General features: G+C 34.3%; 21 protein-coding genes. 6 read left to right on the forward strand and 15 right to left on the reverse strand.

Annotated features, from left to right (window positions below):
* Positions 1–148: 148 nt before the first annotated feature.
* A complete protein-coding gene (locus tag NJT12_RS22995) occupies positions 149–364 on the reverse strand; it encodes a hypothetical protein (protein WP_271338453.1) in 216 nt (71 codons plus the stop codon).
* Between the two features lie 169 nt (positions 365–533).
* Positions 534–965, reverse strand: a complete 432-nt coding sequence (locus NJT12_RS23000; protein ID WP_271338454.1) for a DoxX family protein — start codon at positions 963–965, stop codon at positions 534–536.
* A gap of 77 nt (positions 966–1,042) precedes the next feature.
* On the opposite strand from NJT12_RS23000, the gene pdxR reads away from it, so the two are divergent.
* Complete coding sequence (pdxR, locus tag NJT12_RS23005) at positions 1,043–2,512, forward strand: MocR-like pyridoxine biosynthesis transcription factor PdxR (protein ID WP_271338455.1); 1,470 nt, start codon at positions 1,043–1,045, stop codon at positions 2,510–2,512.
* A gap of 81 nt (positions 2,513–2,593) precedes the next feature.
* Positions 2,594–3,031 carry a GNAT family N-acetyltransferase gene (locus tag NJT12_RS23010; protein ID WP_271338456.1) on the forward strand — a complete coding sequence of 146 codons (438 nt, stop codon included), beginning with the start codon at positions 2,594–2,596 and terminating at the stop codon, positions 3,029–3,031.
* 65 nt (positions 3,032–3,096) lie between these two features.
* Here the strand turns inward: NJT12_RS23010 and NJT12_RS23015 are convergent, their stop codons facing one another.
* Complete coding sequence (locus tag NJT12_RS23015; protein ID WP_271338457.1) at positions 3,097–3,738, reverse strand: FMN-dependent NADH-azoreductase; 642 nt, start codon at positions 3,736–3,738, stop codon at positions 3,097–3,099.
* A gap of 134 nt (positions 3,739–3,872) precedes the next feature.
* Entirely contained in the window at positions 3,873–4,241 is a 369-nt protein-coding gene (locus tag NJT12_RS23020) for a winged helix-turn-helix transcriptional regulator (RefSeq protein ID WP_271338458.1), read from the reverse strand.
* A gap of 82 nt (positions 4,242–4,323) precedes the next feature.
* Here NJT12_RS23020 and NJT12_RS23025 point away from each other — a divergent pair, with 82 nt between their 5' ends.
* Both NJT12_RS23025 and NJT12_RS23030 read left to right on the forward strand, forming a co-directional pair.
* The gene (locus NJT12_RS23025) at positions 4,324–5,202 is read left to right on the forward strand and encodes an NmrA family NAD(P)-binding protein (RefSeq protein WP_271338459.1); all 879 of its coding nucleotides are present in this window, start codon (positions 4,324–4,326) and stop codon (positions 5,200–5,202) included.
* A 152-nt stretch (positions 5,203–5,354) separates the two neighbouring features.
* Positions 5,355–6,368, forward strand: coding sequence for a zinc-binding alcohol dehydrogenase family protein (locus tag NJT12_RS23030; protein WP_271338460.1), 1,014 nt, complete (start codon positions 5,355–5,357; stop codon positions 6,366–6,368).
* Between the two features lie 82 nt (positions 6,369–6,450).
* Here NJT12_RS23030 and NJT12_RS23035 read toward each other — a convergent pair whose 3' ends face one another.
* The 11 genes from NJT12_RS23035 to NJT12_RS23085 all read right to left on the reverse strand — a co-directional run bounded on the left by NJT12_RS23035 (position 6,451) and on the right by NJT12_RS23085 (position 21,682).
* Positions 6,451–6,852, reverse strand: a complete 402-nt coding sequence (locus tag NJT12_RS23035; RefSeq protein ID WP_271338461.1) for a response regulator — start codon at positions 6,850–6,852, stop codon at positions 6,451–6,453.
* Between the two features lie 2 nt (positions 6,853–6,854).
* Complete coding sequence (locus NJT12_RS23040; RefSeq protein WP_271338462.1) at positions 6,855–8,111, reverse strand: sensor histidine kinase; 1,257 nt, start codon at positions 8,109–8,111, stop codon at positions 6,855–6,857.
* Position 8,112: 1 nt separating this feature from the next.
* A complete protein-coding gene (locus tag NJT12_RS23045; protein WP_271338463.1) occupies positions 8,113–8,412 on the reverse strand; it encodes a circadian clock KaiB family protein in 300 nt (99 codons plus the stop codon).
* Between the two features lie 4 nt (positions 8,413–8,416).
* The gene (locus tag NJT12_RS23050) at positions 8,417–8,713 is read right to left on the reverse strand and encodes a circadian clock KaiB family protein (protein WP_072953993.1); all 297 of its coding nucleotides are present in this window, start codon (positions 8,711–8,713) and stop codon (positions 8,417–8,419) included.
* A gap of 1 nt (position 8,714) precedes the next feature.
* Positions 8,715–10,391: a circadian clock protein KaiC gene (gene kaiC, locus NJT12_RS23055; RefSeq protein WP_271338464.1), complete on the reverse strand. Its 1,677-nt coding sequence runs from the start codon at positions 10,389–10,391 to the stop codon at positions 8,715–8,717.
* A 413-nt stretch (positions 10,392–10,804) separates the two neighbouring features.
* Positions 10,805–11,563 carry a LytR/AlgR family response regulator transcription factor gene (locus NJT12_RS23060; protein WP_271338465.1) on the reverse strand — a complete coding sequence of 253 codons (759 nt, stop codon included), beginning with the start codon at positions 11,561–11,563 and terminating at the stop codon, positions 10,805–10,807.
* A 59-nt stretch (positions 11,564–11,622) separates the two neighbouring features.
* Complete coding sequence (locus NJT12_RS23065) at positions 11,623–12,942, reverse strand: RagB/SusD family nutrient uptake outer membrane protein (protein ID WP_271338466.1); 1,320 nt, start codon at positions 12,940–12,942, stop codon at positions 11,623–11,625.
* An 11-nt stretch (positions 12,943–12,953) separates the two neighbouring features.
* The gene (locus NJT12_RS23070) at positions 12,954–16,298 is read right to left on the reverse strand and encodes a SusC/RagA family TonB-linked outer membrane protein (protein ID WP_271338467.1); all 3,345 of its coding nucleotides are present in this window, start codon (positions 16,296–16,298) and stop codon (positions 12,954–12,956) included.
* A gap of 25 nt (positions 16,299–16,323) precedes the next feature.
* Positions 16,324–18,924 carry a zinc-dependent metalloprotease gene (locus tag NJT12_RS23075; protein ID WP_271338468.1) on the reverse strand — a complete coding sequence of 867 codons (2,601 nt, stop codon included), beginning with the start codon at positions 18,922–18,924 and terminating at the stop codon, positions 16,324–16,326.
* A gap of 105 nt (positions 18,925–19,029) precedes the next feature.
* Positions 19,030–20,592, reverse strand: a complete 1,563-nt coding sequence (locus NJT12_RS23080) for a histidine kinase (RefSeq protein ID WP_271338469.1) — start codon at positions 20,590–20,592, stop codon at positions 19,030–19,032.
* Positions 20,593–21,127: 535 nt separating this feature from the next.
* Positions 21,128–21,682 carry a GNAT family N-acetyltransferase gene (locus tag NJT12_RS23085; RefSeq protein ID WP_271338470.1) on the reverse strand — a complete coding sequence of 185 codons (555 nt, stop codon included), beginning with the start codon at positions 21,680–21,682 and terminating at the stop codon, positions 21,128–21,130.
* 599 nt (positions 21,683–22,281) lie between these two features.
* Between NJT12_RS23085 and NJT12_RS23090 the strand changes: the two genes are divergently transcribed.
* Together NJT12_RS23090 and NJT12_RS23095 are read left to right on the forward strand one after the other, a co-directional pair.
* Entirely contained in the window at positions 22,282–23,256 is a 975-nt protein-coding gene (locus tag NJT12_RS23090) for a ribonucleotide-diphosphate reductase subunit beta (protein WP_271338471.1), read from the forward strand.
* A gap of 17 nt (positions 23,257–23,273) precedes the next feature.
* A complete protein-coding gene (locus NJT12_RS23095; RefSeq protein WP_271338472.1) occupies positions 23,274–24,971 on the forward strand; it encodes a ribonucleoside-diphosphate reductase subunit alpha in 1,698 nt (565 codons plus the stop codon).
* Positions 24,972–25,111: the final 140 nt, after the last annotated feature.

Here is a 25,111-nt window from a genome sequence, read left to right on the forward strand (position 1 = left end):
AAAGTTTATAGAAGACCATTTTAGCCCAAATTTACATTTTTCAAGAAACACTCTGTAAATCTACTAGTATAATAAAAGAAAGAGGTCGTCTTTTCAGACAACCTCTTTATAAAAATAAGGATTACCATTCCTGAATTAGAATCACAATCTATTTTTTAGTTTTCGTGGCTGTGTCTCTTTTTACAGTTGCTGTATCAACAATTGCAGATGTAGTATCTACAGTGGCATCTACACTATCAACGGCTGTTTCTGTTGAATCAACATAAGTACTATCGGCTGGAATCGTGTCATTTTTCTTGCATGAAAATGAAAGTCCGATTAAAATAAAAAGAAATGCCATTTTTGATTTGAATGATGTTTTCATAATTTTATTTATTTCGTTAATAATTTAATTATTTCAAATTTAAACCTTCAGGATTTCAATCACTTACATGATTTGTTCTTTTAATTTATAAAATATTCATTATTAGGATTTTAAATCTGTTTTTCTCTTTGTTTAAATGAGACAAAACTTTTTATGAAAAGAAGGGATTCTATTTATTGTCAACTGCAAATAAAGTTTTGTCAATGGCAGAAAGCAATAAAGCTGCTGCGGCACTTGTTAATACAGAATAATCAAATGGTGCTTTTACCGAAACTGAAATCGCCATGCTAATCGCAAAAAGTAACATTAAACCTGATGTTCCCAAAGCTACAAGTCGCGTTTTGAATCCGATGATTAAAGATATACCAAATCCGATTTCGCAGATAGTGGCTATTGCGCCCAATATTCCGGCTACAGATTTGCTGGCAAAAGAATTTAAGGTTTGCGTATAAGCGATAAAGTTTTCCCAGTTTCCCCATGCAATTCCCGGTGCACCGGGAGCGCCCCAAAGTCCAAAGCGATCTGCAACTGCAGATAACATTGTGATTCCTAAAACAACTCGTAGTATTAAACCCGCTTGTGGTATTGTTATATTTTTCATTTGGATAAATTTTTATGTAAAAGTATAAAGATGTTGGGTAACTTTGTGTACCAATTTTTATAAAAACCACAGCCCAGATGTTACCCTATAAATCTCTAATACAAATTGACCGCGAATCTTCGGTAACACTTTATATACAAGTGTGTAATATTTTTATCTCGCTGATTACCAACGGAACCTTAAAATCGTCTGATGCATTGCCCAGTTCGCGAATTCTGGCCGAACTAATTGGTGTAAACAGAAACACGGTAAAACTGGCCTATGAAGAATTAATGAGTCAGGGATGGGCTGAATCTGTCGATAGAAAGGGGATCTTTGTACTCTCAAAATTGCCTTTAATTATTAGAACTACTGCTCCGGAATCTATTAAAAGTATTAAATCTCAGATAGGTTTTGAGTGGACGAATAAATTGGGCACTGAAATTATTCATTCAGGCAGGAGCAATCACAAACAGCCAATTGTGATGGATGACGGTTTTCCGGATGTTCGTTTGGCGCCTATAGATCAGCTAATGCGCGAATATCGAAGTTTGTCGAGAAAATTTTACGGAAAAAACTTTCTGAAATATGGCAGCACGATGGGATCTGAAAATCTGCGAATTGCAATTAGCAGTTATCTTTCCAATACCAGAGGTTTGACGGTTTTGCCCGATAATATTATTATTACAAAAGGAAGTCAAATGGGGATTTATCTGGCGGCACAATTGCTGCTGAATCCGAATGATACAATTGCGGTTGGAAACTCTAATTTTTTTTCTGCAGATGATACTTTTAAATATGCTGGTGCTAACTTAGAAAGAATTCCTGTGGATTGTAACGGAATGGACGTTGATTATCTGGAAGAAATCCTGAAGCACAAAAAGATAAAAGTAGTATATATAATTCCGCATCATCATTGCCCAACTGGTGTAACAATGACTATGGAGCGCCGGTTAAAACTCTTACATCTGGCAAAAGAATTTCGCTTTGCTATTATTGAAGACGATTATGATTTTGATTTTCATTATGATAACAAGCCTTATTTGCCTCTGGCAAGTATCGATCATAACCAGAATGTGATTTATATTGGCTCTATTTCTAAAACTTTTGCACCTGCTTTGCGAATTGGTTTTATGGTGGGACCTGCAAAATTTATTGAAGCTGCTGCGTCTTTGCGAAAGTTAATAGACAGGCAGGGCGATACTCTTTTAGAAGAAGCTTTTGCACTGATGTTTGAAAATGGGGAAATGGAAAGGCATTTTAGAAAATCATTGAAAATATACAAACAGCGCAGAAATCACTTTTGCGAAATCCTGAAAACTGATTTTAAAGATGAAATAGAATTTAGAACTCCGGAAGGCGGACTGGCAGTTTGGGCCAATTTTAATGAAAGGATCAATTTGATTAAAATGTCTGATGAAGCTTCGAAAAATGGTCTTTATATAGGAAACGGCAATTTTTATAAAAATGAAGCTTTTTCATCAAACGGGCAACGAATGGGATTTGCTTCGCTGGATGAAAATGAAATCGAAAAGGCTTTGGGAATTCTAAAAAAGATTTTGCAGTAAAAGTTTCTGGACTACTATTGATTTTAAAATTGGGTCGTTTTGACTACTGGTGAATATCATAATTTTGAAAAAAAAAGAATTATGGAAACTGTTTATGAAATCAAAAAAATTGAAACCGAATTAGAAATTGAGCAATGCTGGGATGTTGCTTTTTTGCTAAGACCACATTTGGATAAAAATAAATGGAATGCTACTATTGCCGAAATGATGCAAAATGAAAAGTATAGCATCGCCGGAATTATCGACAATAATAAGGTTGTCGCTTTTGCAGGATATCGCAAAATGACGTCCTTGCATAGCGGAAACATTATTTACATAGACGATTTATGTACGCTTGAATTGTACAGAGGCAAAGGTTTTGCTACTCAATTATTAGATCATGTCAAAGAAATTGCCCTTTTATTGCATAAGGATGCTGTTGTGCTTGACACGGCTTTTACTAACAATACAGCGCAAAAAGTATATCTGAAAAACGGATTTGAATTGGTTGCCGTTCACTTGACAAAGCGATTAAAATAGAAGTTTTTAAAACGCTTAAAACATAAAAAGTCTTCGAACAGAAGACTTTTTTATGTTTTATAAAATTAATTTAATTCCTTTTCGATCAGGTCTTTTATTGCCTGATGTGAAGATTTTATAGATTCCTGATATTTTTCGGGATCAAAGCTTTCTCCGTTTACCGCAACCACATGAATATTGGTAACGCCTATAATATTGAAAACGGTTTTTAGATAATTGCTCTGAAAATTCATATGTTCATTGTATTCTCCTTTTTCATAACCCTGCGCACCTCTTGAAAGTAAAAGAAACAACGTTTTGTTTTTGAGTAAACCAAAATATGGATTCTCAAAATTATCCGGATTAAGTTTCCAGGTTTCGTTAACCCTTAAAATTTGATCTATATAAGCTTTGAATGTACTTGGTATTGACCAATTGTACATGGGCGCACCAATTACAATAACATCAGCTTCCTGTAACTCTGCGATGTAAGTATTGCTTGTTGTTAATGCTTCTATTTCTTCTGGAGATCTTGAAGCTTTCGGCTTAAAAGCTGCGGCTATCCATGCTTCATCAATGTGAGGAACTTGGCTATCCGCTAAATCACGATAATGAATAACGGGATTATTATGGATGTTTTTCCAATGATCTGTAAATACCTCTGTAAGTTTTCTGCTTTTAGAGTTAAGCTTTCTTGCACTTGAATTCAGGACTAATACTTTCTTCATTTTGATAAATTTTTATACAAAAGTATTGTTGTCATGGACTCATTTTCTATACCAATTTTGATAAAAACCACAGCCCAGATTCAGCAGGAATTAATTCAATTATAACCATTGCTTTTTTATGGTACCATAAAGAATTAATGTTTTTGAAAACCATTGTCTTTATCCTTAAAAGCCCAACTTGCCATAGCTTCAATAACAGGCATTAAACCATTTCCTGAATCGCTGAGTCTGTAAGTTACGAAAGGCGGCACAACAGGTTTTGCTTCTCTAATGACAAGATTATCAGCTTCTAACTGTTTTAAATGCTGAATGAGCATTTTTTCGGTTACGGCAGGAATTGCCCTTTTTAGTTCGCTGTAACGCAAAGCCCCGCTCGAAAGATGATAAATAATAATGGGTTTCCAATAGCCACCTATTTTCTCCATTACATACGTTACAGGACATTTTTCTAAGGCATATTGCTTATTTTCCTGAATTGTCGACGATTCTTTAATTGCTGTCATTGTGCATACTTTAGGGTAAGTACTTGTATAAAAGTAAGTACAAATATACCTTTGTTACAGATAATAAAAAAATAATTTAGATATGAAAATTACAATTTCAGGTTCATTAGGAAATATAGGAAAACCTTTAACCACAAAATTAGTTGCTGCAGGGCACGAAGTAACTGTAATTACGAGTAATAATGACAGAGTTGAAGCTATTGAAAATTTAGGAGCAAAAGCGGCAATAGGATCTGTAAGCGATGCAAAATTTCTTAAAAATACGTTTGTAGATGCTGATGCGGTTTTTGCCATGACACCGCCAAATATGGGAAGAGTTAATATTATTGCCAATACTACGGCTGCCGGACAGGCTTTTGCTACAGCAATTAAAGAAACAGGAGTAAAGCGCGTTGTGATGCTGAGCAGTATTGGTGCTGACTTATCACACGGAAATGGTCCCATTGCAGGGCTTCACAATATCGAAAAAATATACAAAACACTAGAAAACGTGTCACTAACTTTTTTGCGCGCCGGATTTTTCTATACTAATTTGTATAATGATGTTCCTATGATTAAAGGAGCGGGAATTATTGGATCGAATTATGGAGCGACAACAAAAATTCCGTTTGTACATCCGGAGGATATTGCAATTGCCGTTGCTGAAGAATTACAAAAAATCGAATCAGGTATCAATATTAGATATATTGTTAGCGATGTTCGCACCCCAAACGATGTGGCTCAAACTTTGGGTCTTGCAATTGGTAAACCTGAATTGCCGTGGATTGAATTTACAGATGAACAAGCTCTTGTTGGAATGAAGGAAGCGGGTTTGCCATTAGAAATGGCTGAGTTATATGCAGAAATGGGTTCAGGTTTAAGAAGTGGAAAAATTCAGGAAGATTTTTTAAGTAATAAAATTGCTATTGACGGAAAGATTAAGTTGGAGGATTTTGCAAAAGAATTTGCTGTAAAATTTTAAGTCATATAAGGAGAGCTGATTTTAGGATCAGCTTTTTTTTAACAAAAATAAATTTTGATAAACATGTACAAATATACTATCAAGTTATACCATTCTTAGAATTCAGTATGCTATTATCTTTGTAATACTATTACAATTTAAAAAATATAAAGATGAAAGCTATAGGATTTAAAACATCATTACCCATAACTGAAAAAGAGAGTTTTATAGAATTTGAAACTCCAAAACCAATTCCGGGAGCACGAGATTTATTAGTAAAAATTAGTGCTGTATCCGTGAATCCGGTTGATTTTAAAATACGCCAGAATAGTGCAAAAGATACGGTATTAGAAACGCCTAAAATTATTGGTTGGGATGCTGTTGGTATTGTGGAAGCAATTGGAGAAAAAGTTTCTTTATTTAATATTGGCGATGAAGTATTTTATGCGGGTGATATAACGAGACAAGGAAGCAATGCCGAATATCAGATTATTGATGAACGAATTGTGGGTAGAAAACCAAAATCACTGAGCATTGAAGAAGCTGTTGTTATGCCTTTGACTGGTGTAACAGCGTGGGAAATACTGTTTGACCGTATTAGAATAAATCCTGAGAAAGATAAGGGAAAATCTATTTTAATAATAGGTGGTGCCGGCGGAGTAGGTTCGATTGCGATTCAACTGGCTAAAAAAATTGCTGGTTTAACGGTTATTGCAACGGCATCAAGACCGGAAACTATTGCATGGTGCAAAGAACAAGGTGCTGATTTTGTGGTAAACCATAAAGATTTAATAGCTTCGGTTCACGAAGCGGGATTTCAATATGTAGATTTTATTTTAGATTTTGTAGATACTAATTCATATTGGGATATCATGGTCGAGTTGATTAAGCCGCAAGGTCATATCGCTTCGATTACAGGAAGTAATGATCCTGTTGCCCTGAATAAATTAAAAAACAAAAGTGTCTCATTTTCATGGGAGTTAATGTACACTCGTTCTATGTTTGAAACGGAAGATATGCAGGAACAACACAATATCCTGAATAAAATAGCTGATCTGCTGGATAATGGAACTATAAAATCAACGCTTAATGAAACTCTTACGGGACTAACAGCGGATAATTTCAAGAAAGCACACAAATTATTGGAATCGGGTAAAACAATTGGAAAAATTGCGATTAAATATTAAATAATATAGTGTATTAAGCTGTTCTGTAATGTAAAATAGCTTCTTGATTTTTTATCAGGAAGCTATTTTTTTTCTTTTATATTTATTCAATCAATGAAAGGATACTTTTAGGAATTTCATCAAAACCTTCTATCGAATATGGTTTAATGAGGTATGCTTTTATACCAAGCAAATCACATTTTTCTTTATAGACAGGATTGATGCTTGTTGAATAAACAAAGCAGGGTATTTTTTTTAGTTCAGTAGTATTCAGGATTTCCTGTAGTGCTTCGATACCATCTACGATAGGCATGTTGATATCAGTCAGGATGACGTCCGGAATTTTGTTTGAAGAATTTTTTAAGTAATTCAAAAGTTCTTCACCATTGGTGACAAGGTTTACTTTTTCGAAATTAGTATTTTTAGTAAAAGCTTCAAAAATAATGTCTGCATCATCACTGTCGTCTTCGGCAATAAGAATATGTAAATTGTTTAAGTTTTGCATTTTTATGAGAGTGGGAAAAAAAGGTTAAAGATGGTGCCTTCATTCGGTTTACTTTCAACAGTAATATTTCCTGAATGATTTTCCATGATTTTTTTGCAAATTGCAAGACCAATTCCGTTTCCGGAATATTCATTTTTGGCGTGCAATCTCTGAAATATAGTAAAAATTTTGATAAGATGGGTTGTTTCCATTCCAATACCATTGTCTTTTATCTGAATTTTTATGAATTGCTCTGTTTGGTTTGGAATTTTAGATTCAGCATTGTCGATTTGGGAAATCTGAATAAGTGGAGAAAAATCTGTTTTGCTATATTTTATGGCATTTGAAATAAGATTAGAAAAAAGTTGACGCATTTGTACTTTAGAGGCATATATTGTAGGCAATTGACCAATTTGTATCCTGGCTTTTTTGTCATTAATTATAATTTCCAAATCATCGGTTACTTCAGAGATTATTTCAACTAAATTGACTTCGGTACGTTCTTCCTGTGCGGTATGAGATGAATATTTTACCAAATCATCAACAAGTGAGTTGAGCCGCAATGCAGATACTTTCATGACATTCATTGACTTATTATCTGCCTCTGAAAGATGAGCAGCATCTATTCTGCCATTGTACATTACGATTTTTCTTAATGGTTCTTTCAGATCGTGCGATATCACATGAATAAATTCTTCGAGATTAGCATTCGTTTTGTTTAATTCGTTGATTTTTTCCTCGAGATCTTTTTGATGTTTTATTAAGGCGTCTTCATGTTTTTTCTTCTCTGTAAGGTCCGTAATGATGATACCTATTCCCTGAACGGCAGGTTCAAGGTCTGTGAGGGAAATATAGGCGGGAAAAGTTTTGTTTTCATCCTCAGTATTAAAAAGAATCTCATGTGTAGCAACTCCATATTTTAGCGCTTCAATGACAGGAACAAAATGTTCTGCATTATTAAAGTATTCGTAGAGATAGTTACCAATTATTTTCTCGGATGGAATCCCTACTAGTTTAGAAAAATAATCATTGCAATAGAGTATGAGCCCATTTCTTGAAATACTCAAGGCACCTTGTCTGAATTTCTCAATGAGAAGTCTAAAAGTATAGTCAGCAGTTTCTAGTGAGTACAGCTGCGGAACTCCGTTATTATTTACTACTAATGCATCGACATCCCCGTCTTTTATAGCATTGACAATACTATTAGATTCATAAAGTTTTTCCTTTAATGATGCTATTTCGGCTAATAAGAATTCGATATTTGTATTGTTGTCCTGCAAATTATTCTCTTATATTTAATATTCTCAATACCTTTTCTTTGTCTGACAGATCACCTAAGATAATTCTTCTTGGTGCAGGATTTACTTTGATCAATGTAGGGATTGCTACAATTTGATGAATTACGGCCTGTTCGCTATCGCGACTGATATCAATAATTTCTAGTTCGTAGTTATTTTCGAGATATTTATCGCATATCTTGCGTAGATTTTCGATTGCATGCCCTGATTTTACAGACATACCCGAAACAAAAAGCATAAACTTATGTTTGGTTGTACTTGTTTCATCAGATGAAATATCCATTTTTTTAAGAGTTTAAGGGTTTGATATTAAGCCCCACAAGTACTCTTTCTTCATTAGAAAGATCGCCAATAATTTTGCGAATAGGTTCAGGAAATTTTCTCACCAATGTAGGTACAGCAAATATCTGATCGCCTTCTGCCAATTGAGGATTTTTTAGCAAATCGACAATTTCAATGCTGTAAATCCCTTTCAGATGTTCCTCGGCGTATTTTTTTATATTTTCAAGCGCAGTAATAGACTTGGGGGTTTGACCCGCTATATAAAGTCTTAATTGCCACTCTGCTACAACTTCTTTTTTCATTTTATTTTGTTTTTTTAGAAGTTAGTTTTTCCTGCAATTCTTCTGTTGCTTTAAGGATACTTAACTCTTCTTCGGCAGATTCAAATTCATTTTTGAGTGCCTCAATATTGGCTTCCAGAACACGGCGTTTACGCTCAATTTCTCTGTCTTTTCTATTAATCTCATTTTGAAGTTTAATATCCGAGATTGTTTTCTTGAACTGATGAGATTTTCTGGCGGCACCCGTAAGTATTCCTTGTGGTCCTAATTCTACATCAAGCAATTCTATACCGTTGTTTGTAATAACAAATTCCCTTACCTGGTTAGAATGTCCCATTCCTCTGGATTTTACAATAAAAATCCCGCGGTTTCTTTCGCCAATTCCCTCCATATCCCGTACGGTAATCCAGGTATCTACTAATGATGACACAGACTCTTCGGCAAGATCAGGCCTGAAATTATCCGTTTGTTTGTTTAACGAGGTAAAAAGTGCTGTAATATTATTCGCTTTCAGCATGTCTATAAGCCTTACCAGCATTGAGCGTACTTCATGTTCGCTTCCTACAGAAATTAAATTACTAATAGGATCTATAATAATCGTAGTAGGTTTAAATTCCTTAATAAATTTTCTAAGTGTAAGCAAATGCAGTTCAAGACCATTTAAAGAAGGTCGTGATGAATGAATTAGCAAATTACCATTATCAATATGTTTTTGAAGGTCGACACCTATTGATTTCATATTACGAACCAATTGTTGTGGCGATTCCTCAAAAGCAAAATAGATTGTTTTTTCGTTGTTCTCGCATTGTTGACTGGCAAAATAACATGCCAAAGTTGTTTTAGCCGTACCAGCCGTTCCTGAAACCAATATATTGCTTCCGCGATAAAAACCTCCACCCTCAAACATTTCATTTAATCCCGATAATCCCGTAGGAACAATATCTGAAGAAACTTCGTTGTTTAGTTTTAAAGAAGTAATAGGAAGTACCGAAATACCGTCTTCATCAATAAGAAACGGATATTCGTTTGTACCATGTGTTGATCCTCTGTATTTTACAATACGAAGTCTTCTTGTAGAAACCTGCTCGATTACACGATGATCCAGCACAATGACACAATCAGAAACATATTCTTCTAATCCCTGACGTGTTAAAGTAGCTTCGCCGCGTTCTCCTGTAATAATCGCTGTTACACCTTTGGTTTTGAGCCAATGAAATAATCTGCGTAATTCTGCCCTGAGAATCGCCTGATTGTCGAGTCCTGCAAAAAGTGATTCTATGGTATCAAGTACAACACGTTTCGCTTTTATTGAATCTATGGCATGTCCCAACCTGATGAACAAACCATCAAGATCATATTCGCCGGCTTCTTCAATCTCAGATCTTTCAACCCTGACATGATCGACTACGAGCTTTTTATCAGCTTTGAGCTGCTCCAGATCGAAACCAAGTGATTTTACATTTAAAGTAAGATCATCCGAAGGTTCTTCAAAAGACATGAAAACTCCGGGTTCGTTATATTCTGTAATACCTTTAATAAGGAATTGCATGGATAACAATGTTTTTCCGCAGCCGGCACCACCGCAGATTAAAGTTGGTCGCCCTTGAGGGAATCCACCATCAGTAATCTCATCAAGGCCGTCAACTCCTGTAGGAGTTTTGGGAAATATAAAACTATGTGATTTTGTTTGTTCTTGCACGATATTTAAATTCTATTGACTCAAATATACGTTTTCCTAGAATATTAACAATTAATATTTATTAAAGATTTAACAGCTGTTTAGCAATAATTCAAACATATCAAAAACGCTTGACGGTAAAACATGGGAATAATGTAAAATAATAGTAAAATTGTAGAAAAAATATTTTATTGTATTTTATGACCAATATTTTTAAGTGCTCATTTTTGTATTGCAAATAATCTTTTAGAGGTTTCTTTCTTTGTCAGAATGAGAAGATTACGCAGATAAATAAACAAAGTCTGTATAAAGTTTGCTTTCTTGAGAAAAGGTAAAAATCAGGTTGCTGCTTTAACGAATGATAAAGAGATTACTGCGGTTTTTTATCTGTAGCTTTTTTTCTATGTATTTTAAATAAAAGGAAGCGCAAAGTATTAAGAGTCCAGCCAGTTCTTGAAATTGTTGATTTCTTTTTTGCTTAGAATAATTGGTTCTGTATCAGGAACGGCAACATTTAAAAGGATTTCTATTTTCTGGCTGGAATGTTTGATAATTTCCTGAATATGATGGCGATTGATGATGTATTTTCGATTTATTTTAAAGAAAATTACAGGATTAAGTTTACCAATAAGATCCTTGAGATTGCTATTGTACAAATAACTACTGCCGGAATTGCTGTAGATAAACATATGTTTGCCCGTGGCGTAAAAATAGGAAATAGAGGTATCGTTTATAGAAATTAGCTTATCTCTGTGATTCACCAAAAAGTGATGCTGGACTGTGCTTTGATTTTCAATTTCGACCAAAGATTCAACAATTAAATTGGTGTTAAACGTTTCTTTGATGTTTTTGTATTTGAGTAAAGCTTCGTGTAATTCGTCTTCTTCGTAAGGTTTTAGAAGATAATCTATAGTAAAATGTTTGAACACTTTTACGGCATAAGAGTCATAAGCGGTAATAAAAATAACGGGACATGAAACAGGTGCCTGCTCAAAAATGTCAAGACTTTTGCCATCTCCTAAATGAATATCCATAAAGGCAAGATCAACAGTATTTACTTTAAAAAAAGCAACGGCATCTTTTACAGATTTTACTACCGTTATTTCGCTGATCGAAATGATACTTTGCTGTTCTAAAATGGATTTGAGATAGCTTGAAGCCAAATGTTCGTCTTCAATAATAACTATTTTCATTACGTTTAATTTTCTGTAAAGTTAAAAAAAAAGCTCCGTTAAAAACGGAGCTAATTTTATTACAATTCAGGATTATTTAAACGGGCATCCAGAGGAAATGGAAGCGTATAACGCGGATCATTTTCTATTAGTGTATAATTTTGACCGGCAAATGTATGTATGATTTGTTTTTGAGTAGTTCTTCGCAAATCAAACCAGCGGTGACCTTCTACAGCAAACTCACGTTGTCTTTCCTGAGCTATAAAATCAAGAATCTGAGTTTGTGTCATGGCAGCAATCGATGTACTTAATGCGTTAAAAGCGGTAGCAGTATATCTGTTTTTGATAAAAGCGATTACAGTTGTTCTTGCCGTTGGAAGATCGTTTAATTGTGCCGATGCTTCTGCTTTTGTCAAGTATAATTCTGATGTTCTAAAAGTGCATTTTTGAGCAATATCACCACCTTTTCTAAACCTGAACCTGCTTCCGCTTGCCTGATAATACAAAGCAAAACGTAAGTCGTTTGTTTTATCATAAGCACCTGTTAAGGTTGGCGAAGCATATGACGTACCTTTTAAAAGATTGATAAAAGGATCCTCCAGCGCTAATATAGATTCCGGTCCGTTGTAAAGGTTCGGTAAAGCAGCTGTAGTGTTCAGGTTGATTAAAGCACTTTTATAAGTCATTGCTTTATCTGCAGCTTCAATGGCTTTGGCCCATTCTTTTCTGTAAAGAAAAATACGAGATTCCATAGCATATAATGCAGCCTTAGAAAAACGGTAGTTTATACCTGCTGTCTGAGTGTCTAAATTCAATAATTTTCGGGCCTCTTCATTATCAGATAAAATCTGATCGTAAATAACAGCGACACTTTGAGGAATATAAGCTTGTTCTAAATCTATTTTTAGAGCCAACGGAACACCTCTGTCTGTTGCAGCTGTTGCAGCATTAAAAGGTTTACTGAAGATGTTCAGTAAGTCAAAATAAGTTAAGGCTCTTAGTGCATATGCTTCTCCAATTAGCTGATCTTTCTCTGCAGAAGGCGCTAATTTTACGCTCGCATCATTGATGATCACATTCGTATAGAAAATTCTGTTGTACAAAGCCGCATAAGGAAAACTGTTTGTAGTTTTATCAGGATTGGCATCTTTCCAGATATAATGGTCTCTGTAGAAAGTGGCATTATCATTAAATTCATCTAAAATTAATTCGTCTGCCCTGATAGCAGATAATGCTTTATGAATAGCAGTTATAGAATAGCCGGTTGTGATTACTGCTCTGTAATCAGTTAAGGTTTCCGGAATTACTTTACCTACAGGCTCAACATCAAGATAATGATCACAGCTTACAGTAGTAATGGCTACGCCGGCAAAGAATACGTATTTTAATATATTTTTCATTTTAAATCAGATTAAAAAGTTAGGTTACATCCTAAAGATATTGATCTTGGGATTGGTTGTGCATAGATATTTCCGTACGTTTCAGGGTCAAAGTAACCTTTGTAATCAGAGCTGATTACGAATAAGTTTCTACCTTCGATACTAAATCTAACGTTATCCATATACAACGTTTTTGTTGCTTTTTTAGGCAATGAATATCCCAAACGAACACTGCTCAAACGCATATAGCTCATTTCATGAACCCAGGTATCTAAATAATTGTAAACATTAAGTGGCGCTCCTCCTGGAGAAAACCATTGGTAAGCCATCCAGGAATCTCCTGTTCCTGAAGTTTCACCGTTGATTCCGGGTATATTTGAACCTGTATTAGTAGGCGACCAGGCATTAAGAACATCTGTAGTATAGTTTTGACCACGATCTAAAGCTGTACCATTAAAATTAGGTTTTTCTACAACAGTTTGCTTAAGATTGAAAGTAGTGGCAATAGTAAGATCAAAATTATGAATTTTGAAAGTATTGATAAAACCACCGGTAAATTTAGGATCTGCATCTCCTACATAACTAAACAAATCTCTTGTTTCTTCATCTGTAAGTTTCGACTGAGATAAAACTCCCGGGAAGAAATCTGCATAAGGGTCAAAAAGACCAAAAAGGGTTTGTGTGTTTACAGTTTCTCCTTTTTTATTTACAAATAGAGGGTAACCGTTTTCATCAATTCCTGCAGTTTTTAATGCAAATACTGCATTAACAGGTAATCCTTGTCTTGATGGTAAATAAGTGTTAGATCTTGTTTGGATACGATCGACATTGCTTTTATTATGAGCAAAATTAATTGTACTATTCCACTTAAAGTTCGGACGATCAATGTTTCGTGTAGACAAAGAAATCTCGTATCCTTTATTGGTTACCTGCGCCCAGTTAGCGTTTGTAAACTCAAATCCGTTTTCGACAGGAAGCGATTGTAAACCAATTAAATCGGTACTTTTTCTTCCGTAAACATCAGTTACAATGCTAATACGATTGTTGAATAAACCAAGATCCATCCCAAAGTTGGTATTCGCTGTCTTTTCCCATCTTAATTTATCATTTGGAGGAGAAGTTATAGTAATAACAGGTTCTGATTGTCCCGGTAAAATAACTGTTGTATTGTTGATTCCAACTACATACGGAGAAGTATTTTTGTCAATATTTCCTTGTAAACCGTAAGATGCACGTAATCTTAAATTAGAAATTACTTCACTGCCTTTTAAGAAATTTTCTTCAGATACTGCCCATGAACCGGAAACAGCCCATAATGGCAAGTATTTGTATTTAGGGTCTACACCAAATAAATCTGAACCGTCGTAACGAACACTTCCAAAGAAAGTATATTTTCTGTCATAGGTATAGGATGCTGTTGCAAAAAAGGATGCAAATGCATTTTCATTTTCATTTTTCAAATAAGTTCTCCAGTTTGCATTATTGGCATAATTTGCATTTGGGAAAATGATTTGTGTTGTAGTCAATGTTTTAGGATCGAAACCAAAACCTTTTGTATTGATAGCAGTACTTTTGTTTTTTCTTAATTCATTACCCACCATAACTTCTATCTCATGTTTTCCGCCAAGAGTAGTGCTGTAGTTTACCATCGTTTTCCAGTTGTACTGAAAAAAGTCTGTGTTTGAATTTTGAATAATTCCGCCAACAGGAAGGAAATAAGTATCAGCTCCGTTTACAAATACACTTGATTTTTCTCTTTCTTTTCTTGTAAAATAAGTGTCTTTACCGGCATATTTTTCAGAAGCATTGTTATCAAACTGTAAACCAATTTGCGTACTTGCTTTTAAGCCTTTCGTAATATTGTAATCAACATCAAGTAATGCTTTTATAGATCTTGTAGTTAATTCATAGTTGGTATTTTCTCTTTCTTCTAAGTAATTAAAAGGAATATACACACTTCCATTTCCATATCCAGTCATATCTTTATCATAATTATAACTTCCGTCAGCTTTTAACGGAGTTAGATATGGGTTTACGTTTCTGGAGTAATTAGCAGGATTTGTAAAAGTGTCTGAATCTGTAATGTAAGATGATTTCTTGCTTTGGGTACCAAAAATTCCAACGCCAACATGCAATTTATCCGTTACATCAAAATTGTTTTTTAAGGTAAGGTTGTATCGGTCAAAACCAGTTCCTATCGTAGCACCTTCTTCATTGTAAGCACCTAAAGAGAAATAGTAATCTGATTTTTCTCCACCACCGGATAAACTTAATGTATATTGTTTGTTGATCGCACTTCTATACAATAAATCACCCCAGTTGGTATTGTTGTTTCTTAAAGCATTAATAGAGTTTTGCGTTGTTGGACTTAGAGACGAAAAACCTCCCGATCTATAGGCTCCTAATTCATTAGCCTGATTAAGAATACGGGAAATTTCTCCATTACCGTCTCTGTAAGTCAAATCTTCTCTTGAAGCCAGTGAAAGTTCAAAATCTACTTTTTGAGAAGCATCCATAAGGTTTAATTTAGAAAAATCAGGTTTTTGAGTTACGAAAGTATTCACATTCAAATCTACTTTCATACTTCCTTTCTTTCCTTTTTTTGTTGTTACCACAATAACCCCGTTTGCAGCTCTTGCCCCATAAATGGCAGTTGCAGCAGCATCTTTTAGTATGGTAATATCTTTAATATCTTCAGGATTTAAGCCTGCAATAGAAAAATTGTTTAAAACATCGATATTATCTTTGTCGTAATTTTGAGGAACATCATTTCCTTCAAGAGGCAAACCATCTAAAACCCATAACGGATCCTGAGCACCAGAAAGTGATGCAGTACCACGAATTCTGATTTTTGAGATTGTTCCCGGAGCTCCCGTTTGTTGTGTTACGGCAACACCAGCAACCTGACCAATTAACATTTGATCTAAACTCGCCACACCCGCTTGTTTGATATCTGCCATTTCAACTTTTGCAACAGCTGATGTCAGTTTTCTTTTTTCGATTTTTTGGTAACCCGTTACTACGATTTCTTTTAGTTCGCTAACATCTGATTTTAAAGAAATATTGTATTGGTTTTTGTCTGTAATATCAATTGTATAAGGTTGGTATCCCATATAGGTTACTCTTAAACTCTTGATGTTACTGTTGATTTTAAGCTCAAATGCCCCGTCAAAATCACTTACGGTACCTAAGCTTGCACTTGTAATAATTCCTTTTTGTTCTGTGTTGTTTGATACGGAACTGTTTTCTACAGAAATAGTAACTCCCGGTATCGGCAGTCCGTCTTTGGCATCAAGTACCCTTCCTTTAATAGTCCTTTCCTGCGCAAACCCGGATAGGGTAAGTAGGAAACTCAGCATGTAAAATAAATTCTTCATTGGGTTGTTTTTGGATTGTGTTAATTTATAGTGTGTTGTTTAAAGCCTTTTCAATACGTTGAATCAAATCGAAATAATGGTTTTTGGTTTCCTGATTTCCAATATTTCTCTTTGTTTTCAATAATTGTAAAATTTGATTCAATTCTCCTTTTTTATCAGAGGTAACTTCAGAAACCCTTTTTAGAGAAGACTGATTGATGTTACGTGCCATTTTTGATTCATCTAAATAATCGCATAAATGTGGCATACTTAAAGTCTCTTCTAATTGAGTGATTTTCTTTGCATCTGTTTTCTCAAAAAGTTTATTGGTAGAAACAATCAGTACATCGACATAATTTTTTTGAGTCATACGCTCCATAATGTTAAGCGATTTATTTTGGATAGTAGGAGCAAAGATGCTTTGGTGAATTGTTTTGAATAATTGTGTTACCGTGAACACATTTTCTTTAGCTTCATTACGTTGAAACAATTCGTTTTCTGTAATTCTCAATAAACGATCATCGCTCAATAAATTATATAAAACTCCGTATTGTAATTCTCTTGCAAGAGTATACGGCGTGTATTCGTAAGGCCCAAGAGGAGAATCCTTCAGCGGATTTGTTTTATCCAAAATTGGATTGAAAAACAACCATTCCGGAAGTTTAATACTATTGTTTAATAAATAAGAAACGGCTCTTTTCTGGATTGCTGCAGGAACTGCAACATAACTTGGTTTGTTATCACCGTGAACTGTTGTATTCAGATAAATACCTCCAACATTCGTTAATACATGATAGTTGTACAGATTCCATTGGCCAATTGCACCAATATATAGTTTACCCGTTTCATAATAAGATTCGTCCTTGTCATACGTCCATTCCAGGATTTTGGCAACAACTCTTTTTAAGTTTTTAAGTCCGTATTCACTCGCTTTCATGGCATCATCACCCAAATCCTCAGATTGAGAACGCGGATCGATAGTAGCATTCCCATCTTGTTGTTCTCCGTAGAAATAAACAGGATCATCCTTGTGTTTTGCAATCAATGCGTTCAAAGCATTATGCTCTTCAGTTGGCTCAGCATACCATCTGTAACCCCATTCGATAGCATATTTATCATACTCACCAATTTTTGGCGTAATTGCTTCTACATGATCTTCTGGCTGTGCAATATAATTGTAACGGGCATAATCCATGATTGACGGAGCTGTTCCGCCCATTTTTGCTGTAAAAGATGGAGATCGCAGTGATTCTACCGGATAAGCAAATGAAGCTCCCATATTGTGTTTTAGACCAAAAGTGTGACCTACTTCGTGAGACGATACAAAACGAATTGCTTCTCCCATATGTTCGTCACTAAATTTGTTTCCTCTTGCTTTTGGGTCAATTGCACCTGTCTGAATACGCATCCAGCTGTGTAACGATGTCATAACATTGTGCCACCAGATAATATCAGATTCAATAATTTCACCACTTCTTGGGTCAACAACCGCAGGTCCCATAGCGTTCGATTTTTGCGATGCCACATACGTAATTACGGAGTAGCGAACATCATCGATATCAAAATCAGTATCTTCGGCAGTAGGTTCTTTTGCGATCACGGCATTTTTAAATCCTGCTCTTTCAAAAGCAACCTCCCAATCACGAACACCTTCTATAATATAAGGACGCCATTGTTTAGGTGTCGATGGATCGATATAATAAACGATAGGTTTTTTAGGTTCTACTAATTCACCTTTTTTATATTTTTCAATATCTTCTTTTTTAGGTTCCAATCTCCAGCGCGTGATTAGTTCTTTTTCCAGCACAGCATGTTGGCTGTCGCTAAAATACCAATGCTCTTCAGAAAAATAACCTATACGTTTGTCTGCAAAACGCGGTTTCATTGGTACTTTGTCTAATAAAATAATATTAGAAGTAACACCAATTGTAACGGAAAGGGCAGGACCGCCTTCGGCTACAGAAGTTGTCAGTTGCGATTTAACGACGATGTTTTTAGGAAATGTCTTCACACTTTCTATATACGAAAGTTCAGATTTTACAGATCCGCCAAAGCTAATATTACTCAAAACATCATTGAAACTTTTTTGCTTTCCGTCAAAAACTTTATTGGCTTTGATTACTACAGAAGTAGAATCACTATTTTTTGTCTCAATATCAAAAACTTCGATAATAGATTCTGAGAAATTACTATTTACAGAAGTTGTAATAGCATCTCCAACAGGCGATGAAACTTTTGGTACAGATGATTTTACCCAAACTTTTTTAGCAACAAGATCTTTATGAAAAGTGATGATCTTATTCTCATAATTCATTCCTTTATTTAAACCTGCATCATTAACCGGTAAAGGAACATTTGAAATTTTATTAACGACTAAAAATTCTCTTTGAAAAAGGGAGTCATTAATCTCCAGATAAAGATCTGTTTTTACCTGAATGGTATTGAATAATCCTTTTTTGAAAGTTCCCTGCTTGATCAGATCAGCATATTTTTTCGTTTTAGGATTTTTTAATGAATCTTTAACTTGTTCTGTTTTGTCTTCTTTGCTCTTTTTGTTCTTTTTTTGAGAAACTACAGTACTAGTACTTAATATCATTACTATTAAAGCGATACTTTTTAGATTTCTCAACAATGCCTTTTCTCTCATCGAAAGTTAAGTTTAGGTTAATTTTTGGCTAAAAATATTGCATGGATTACGTTAAAAAAAGCAAAATAGAGTGAGTGGCTTTTTTTTGGGAGTGAATGTTTTTTTTTATCCGATTAAAGGTAAAATGCAAGTAAAATCGCCGTCTTTTTTAAAGGCCTTAAAACCGTTTGTCGAGTAGTATTTATAGATACTTTCTAAGTATTTGTGACCAAATTTAGATTCTTTCTCGAAGTTTTGCTTTTCGTTTAAATTATTAGTAATAATTACAACGTTTTCGTTAATGTCAATTGTTATCCTTAACGGAGTTTCATCTGAAGCAATATTGTGTTTTATGGCATTTTCTACAGCAATCTGAAATGCTAAATAAGGAACCTTTTTTGCCAAGAAGTTTTCGTCTTGAATAGTAACAGTAAAGACAAATTCTTCTGTAAAACGGATTTGCTGCAGAAATATATATTTTTCTATAAAAAGTAATTCTTCCTGAACCGTAACAATATTGTTAACCGGAGGATTAATAAGGTATCTGTAAATTTTAGAAAGATTTAAAGTAAACTTTCGTGCAACTCCCGTATTGCTTTCAATTAGCATATAAAGAGAATTCAATGAATTGAATAGAAAATGCGGATTAATTTGCTCTTTTAAATGATGCAGCTGGATCAATGCTTTTTCTTTATTGATCTTTTCGTTTTCTAAAAGCAGCTTGTTTTTTTCCTCAGCAAGCACTTCTTTCTCCTGGAAGGTTCTACGCGTAAAAATGGTAAATAGATAAAAGAACACAATTAGAATTGCAGTTGTAATGATGTAAATTAAAGAAGCATATTTTTTTACCTCGTTTACATCTTCATTCGAAATTTCTCTTGGAAAATTTACCGCTATATACCAATGCGTTCCCTTTACGTTCAGTCGTTTAGTATATCGTACAATATCTAATAATAAAAATTCTGATGGAGCGATTCTTTTGCTAAAACCTTCTTTTTTGGCAAAAGTAGTATCCTGTGGCGCTATATTGGTAATATTAAAAATGTTCTTTTTTAATAATTTTATTTCAGGATGATATAATATAGTTCCTTTTTTATCAAATACAAAAGCATAATTGGGTGCCTTTTGGTCAATAGTCGAAAAGTAAGATTGAAGACTTTGCAAATCTATATCATATCCGTATCGCACCACAGTACCATTTGCTGCGATATATTTATAGTAAATACGCCAAAAAAAGTTTTCCTGATCCTCAACAATAGTATTAGATTGTGTAAGGTCCTTGTTTTTAGCAGCAAAATTTTTTATAGAATTTTCAAGTTCAGGACTGATTTTAGAAGTACTAAATTCTATTTGCTGATCATTAATTCCAAACCAATTATTTCTAACCAGACTATCATTAGCATGAATGTTACTTAAAACTTTTAAGTTATTAGATAAGTTTTTAGCATTACTAATGTCTACAATACGTTTTAGTTCATTTTTAGTTTCTAAAAAGCGTGATAATTCCTGCGCGATAACTTCCTGTTTTTTTACAAAACTTCGTTGCGAGCTTTCTGCATTCGATTTTTCGGTAATTTGAGTCATTAAACCACTCAAAATATAAACCGAAAGCAGTGTAAGGATAATAAAAATGATTCCTAAAATGAAGAAGTTCCTGCCGGAAAAGGTATTTTTTAATGTAAATTTCAAAAGTGTAATAAAAAAAAATAAGGAGTATTTAAGTCCTTATTGTAATAGGGTAATAATTTTTTTTCGTGTGCAAATATAAAACTTTTTGCCTGATACACTTTTAGTTATGAAATCTTAACACAATTTTCATGCAGTCGATTAGTAAAAATCTTGTTAAGGAGAAAATTTGGTTTAAAATTGTTTCAGGTTTCAGGTTTGGCTTGTGTAGATTTAACCGCAAAGAGCACAATTTTTTTTATTTTAGGTACGTTTATAAAAACGCAAAGTTCGCAAAGCTTTGAATTTAAACTTTGCGGACTTTTAGTAAATCTTTGCGATTTATAGTTGTGTTGATTTTTACCGCAAAGAGCGCTAAGATTTTTATTTTACAGTACGTTTAAAAAACACAAAGTTCGCAAAGTTGGTTCAATACAAAGCTTTGCGAACTTTGTGTTTTTATAAAAATTTGCTAATTAAAACCTTTGCGCTCTTTGCGGTAAAATGACACAGAAATTCTATGCTCATTTCAAACCTGAAACTTTAAACTTGAAACAAATCAGGAAATCTGTAAATGCTCCAGAGTTTTCCCCACTAAAGTTTTTACTCCAACCGGTTTAAAACCTAATTTAAGATACAATTTCTTCGCACCCGGATTTCCTTCTTCAACCAATAAACCCAAAGTCTGTTTATTTTTGGTTACATATTCTTCAATCAAAAACTGCAGTATTTTAGATCCAATTCCTTTTCCCTGATGATTTGGATTTATACCTAATGAATCAATATAATATTCGCCGCTTTGGGTTTCGTTTTCAGGACTAAAATCAGGATTAAAATTCAGGCGGACATAATCAACAATTGGTTTTCTAAGTTCCTGCAATTTGCCTCCGTCATAAACAGAAACTGCCCCAATAATTTCATTGTTTTCTTCGGCCACAAAACAATTCTCATAAGAGTATTGATTGTTTTCTGATTCGACAAAATGAAGCAGGAAATAGTAGGCTGTTTTAGGATCTTTTTCTGCGATGAATTTATAGATAATTTCTTCTATGGCCAACAGCAAATGTGCTGCAATACTTTCTGAATCTTCTATAGTTGCTTTTCTAATGATCATGACTTTTCTTTTTAAGAGTACAAAATTACGGTAACTTTTAAATATTAGTCCTTTTGATTGAGATAATGCTGTAAATAGTTCAGTTTTTTAGTTTTTTAATAAAATATTAAAATAGAATTAATTTTATTTTTATAAGTTAATCTATTTTAATTCAGTTAGTTATTGGTTTTATAAACTTTAAAAGTACGTTATAAAGAGTAAAATATTTTAAGTTTCGAAATTGTAAAATAGGGCTTCGTTATTTTTTACAAACGAACATTTTTGTATTAAAAATATTACTTTTATGAATATGATTGTTGATAACTGTTTTTTGGGAGGGTAGTTTGCGAGGGCATTTTTATGTTGATAACTTTATTTAGATTCTGTATAAATAGCTGATGTTTCGAGGGTTATGAAATAGTATAATCCTGTTGATAAAACTAAATTTCCTGTCACTTTTCGTTGCTTCTGACCTGTTGATAATTGAGTGGTTTTTTAACATCAAAATTAGGTCAAAAGACGAACTGTGGGTTAATTTTGTAATTAGAGAAATGACGTTTAACCCCCAAATAAACAAATCATTTTATTCTGGTTACGTCACCAATTTAATACTTATATATATGTCTATTTTCGATAAAAGAATCAATTATAAACCTTTTGAATATCCAGAGGTCCTACAATTTACTGATGCCATAAATAAAGCATATTGGGTTCATAGCGAAGTCGATTTTACTGCAGATACACAGGATTTTCATTCCCATTTAAATCTGGCTGAAAAAACAGCAATCAAAAACAGTTTACTGGCAATTGCACAGATAGAAGTAGCTGTAAAAAGTTTTTGGGGGAATATTTATGAGCATTTCCCAAAACCGGAGTTTAACGGTTTAGGAAGTACTTTTGCTGAATGTGAATTCAGGCATTCTGAGGCATATTCTCGTCTTTTAGAAGTTTTAGGATATAATAATGAATTCGAAAAACTGATGGAGATTCCGGTAATCCGCAAACGTGTCGATTATTTATCGAATGTTTTAAAAGATACCAAGTCTCAGGACAATAAAAAATATGTGGTTTCGCTGATATTGTTCAGTATTCTGATCGAGAATGTATCACTTTTTAGTCAGTTTGCGATTTTATTGTCGTTTACGAGATTCAAAGGATATATGAAAAATGTAAGCAACATTATTGCGTGGACTTCTATCGACGAACAGATTCATGCAAATGGTGGCATTTATATCATCAATAAAATCAAAGAAGAATTTCCGGATTATTTAGATGAGGAAACTTTAGTGCTTATAAGAGAAACAGTTAAGGATTCGATTGGTGTAGAAGCAGATATATTAGACTGGATATTTGAAGAAGGTGAAATCGAAAGTATCAAAAAAGAAGATTTAGTGAATTTCATGAAATTTAGATTAGATGAAAGTCTGACCCAAATTGGCATCGAAACAATATTCAATGTTCCAGCCGATGATTATAAAGCGATGGCGTGGTTCGAAGAAGAAGTTTTTGCAAATAGTCTTGATGATTTCTTTGCGAAAAGACCTGTAGAATATACAAAACATGACAAAAGTATTACCGCAAACGACCTTTTCTAAAAAAGCAAATTACAATTATGAATACAATAGATACAATTTCAGGAAATAGTGCTCCGTTAAGCGAAGCAGACAATAAAATGTGGTGGAAAAACTCTGAAAGTGAGCAAATTTTAAATCGTGGCTATCTTTTAAAAGGTGAAACTGTAGAGGGGGCAATTGACAGAATTTGTACCGCTGCAGCAAAAAGATTGTACAAACCCGAGTTAAAAGAGTCTTTTGTTGAAATGATCGAACGTGGTTGGATGAGTATTAGTTCGCCTGTTTGGGCAAATATGGGAACAGAACGTGGTTTGCCAATTTCTTGTTTTAATGTTCACGTTCCTGACGAAATCGAAGGGATTACACATAAATTGGGTGAAGTAATCATGCAAACCAAAATTGGTGGCGGAACTTCAGGATATTTTGGCGAATTACGCGAAAGAGGAAGTGCCGTAACTGATAACGGAAAGAGTAGTGGAGCAGTGAGTTTCATGAAACTTTTTGATACTACAATGGATACGATTTCTCAAGGTGGTGTTCGTCGTGGTGCTTTTGCAGCATATCTAGATGTAGATCATCCGGATATCGAAGAATTTTTGAAGATAAAAAGCATCGGAAACCCAATTCAGAATTTGTTTACCGGAATTTGTGTACCTGATTACTGGATGCAGGAAATGATTGATGGCGATGCAGATAAAAGACAAATTTGGGCAAAAGTATTAGAAAGCCGTCAGCAAAAAGGATTGCCTTATATCTTTTTTAGTGACAACGTAAATAAAAACAAACCACAAGTTTATAAAGACAAAAACCTGCGCATTAATGCAAGTAATCTTTGTAGCGAAATCATGTTGCCGTCAAGCCTTGATGAATCATTTATTTGTTGTCTTTCGTCAATGAACCTGGAACTTTATGAGGAATGGAAAGATACTGAAGCAGTAAAACTGGCGATCTTTTTCCTGGATGCCGTTTTGCAGGAATTCATAGAAAAAACAGAAGGAAACTATTATCTGGCAGCAGCGAATCGTTTTGCAAAAAGACACCGCGCACTTGGACTTGGGGTTTTAGGATGGCATTCGTATCTGCAAAAAAATATGATTCCGTTTGAAGGACTTGAAGCCAAAATGAAAACGACAGAAATATTCAAACATATTAGTGACAAAGCTGATAAAGCAACTCAGGATCTGGCAAGAATATATGGAGAACCAGAATTGCTAAAAGGATACGGAAGACGTAACACGACAACAATGGCAATTGCGCCAACGACATCATCATCGGCTATTCTGGGACAAACTTCGCCGGGAATCGAACCTTTTAGCAGTAATTATTATAAAGCTGGTTTGAGCAAAGGTAATTTTATGCGTAAAAACAAATACCTTAAAACATTATTAGAAGAAAAAGGTCTTGATAATGAAGAGGTTTGGAGAGAAATTATGCTTAATGGCGGCAGCGTTCAGCACATGAGCCAATTGAGCCAAAATGAGAAAGATGTCTTTAAAACATTTAAGGAAATCAGTCAGTTAGAGATTGTACAGCAAGCATCAATCCGTCAGAAATATGTCGATCAGGGACAAAGTATCAACTTAAATATCCCATCGGATTTGCCAATCAAAGAAGTAAACCGTTTATTGATCGAAGCATGGCAATTAGGAATCAAAAGTTTGTATTACCAACGTAGTCAAAGTGTATCTAAAGAGCTTGTTACAAGTCTTGTTACTTGTAGCAGTTGTGAGTCATAATATAAACAGGCTGTCTTTTGGACAGCCTGTTTTTTTTGTTGTGTGCCCAGCATGGGCGATAACTCTAGGGTGTAAGTCCCGAACACGCCTTTACAGTGGGAAGTGTTAGCTGAATGCAAGGGTGTCCATCGCGAGGTGGA

The sequence above is a fragment of the Flavobacterium azizsancarii genome, assembly GCF_027980145.1.
GTDB classification, from domain to species: domain Bacteria; phylum Bacteroidota; class Bacteroidia; order Flavobacteriales; family Flavobacteriaceae; genus Flavobacterium; species Flavobacterium azizsancarii.

Bases quoted from the DNA above. Each gene is read 5' to 3' on its own strand.
- NJT12_RS23095 (WP_271338472.1), top strand. From the start codon at position 23,274: ATGAATACAATAGATACAATTTCAGGAAATAGTGCTCCGTTAAGCGAA.
- NJT12_RS23000 (WP_271338454.1), bottom strand. From the start codon at position 965: ATGAAAAATATAACAATACCACAAGCGGGTTTAATACTACGAGTTGTT.
- NJT12_RS23025 (WP_271338459.1), top strand. From the start codon at position 4,324: ATGAAAATTACAATTTCAGGTTCATTAGGAAATATAGGAAAACCTTTA.
- NJT12_RS23065 (WP_271338466.1), bottom strand. From the start codon at position 12,942: ATGAAAAATATATTAAAATACGTATTCTTTGCCGGCGTAGCCATTACT.
- NJT12_RS23085 (WP_271338470.1), bottom strand. From the start codon at position 21,682: ATGATCATTAGAAAAGCAACTATAGAAGATTCAGAAAGTATTGCAGCA.
- NJT12_RS23035 (WP_271338461.1), bottom strand. From the start codon at position 6,852: ATGCAAAACTTAAACAATTTACATATTCTTATTGCCGAAGACGACAGT.
- NJT12_RS23060 (WP_271338465.1), bottom strand. From the start codon at position 11,563: ATGAAAATAGTTATTATTGAAGACGAACATTTGGCTTCAAGCTATCTC.
- NJT12_RS23050 (WP_072953993.1), bottom strand. From the start codon at position 8,713: ATGAAAAAAGAAGTTGTAGCAGAGTGGCAATTAAGACTTTATATAGCG.
- pdxR (WP_271338455.1), top strand. From the start codon at position 1,043: ATGTTACCCTATAAATCTCTAATACAAATTGACCGCGAATCTTCGGTA.
- NJT12_RS23030 (WP_271338460.1), top strand. From the start codon at position 5,355: ATGAAAGCTATAGGATTTAAAACATCATTACCCATAACTGAAAAAGAG.
- NJT12_RS23070 (WP_271338467.1), bottom strand. From the start codon at position 16,298: ATGAAGAATTTATTTTACATGCTGAGTTTCCTACTTACCCTATCCGGG.
- NJT12_RS23015 (WP_271338457.1), bottom strand. From the start codon at position 3,738: ATGAAGAAAGTATTAGTCCTGAATTCAAGTGCAAGAAAGCTTAACTCT.
- NJT12_RS23020 (WP_271338458.1), bottom strand. From the start codon at position 4,241: ATGACAGCAATTAAAGAATCGTCGACAATTCAGGAAAATAAGCAATAT.
- NJT12_RS23075 (WP_271338468.1), bottom strand. From the start codon at position 18,924: ATGAGAGAAAAGGCATTGTTGAGAAATCTAAAAAGTATCGCTTTAATA.
- NJT12_RS23010 (WP_271338456.1), top strand. From the start codon at position 2,594: ATGGAAACTGTTTATGAAATCAAAAAAATTGAAACCGAATTAGAAATT.
- NJT12_RS23090 (WP_271338471.1), top strand. From the start codon at position 22,282: ATGTCTATTTTCGATAAAAGAATCAATTATAAACCTTTTGAATATCCA.
- NJT12_RS22995 (WP_271338453.1), bottom strand. From the start codon at position 364: ATGAAAACATCATTCAAATCAAAAATGGCATTTCTTTTTATTTTAATC.
- NJT12_RS23045 (WP_271338463.1), bottom strand. From the start codon at position 8,412: ATGGATATTTCATCTGATGAAACAAGTACAACCAAACATAAGTTTATG.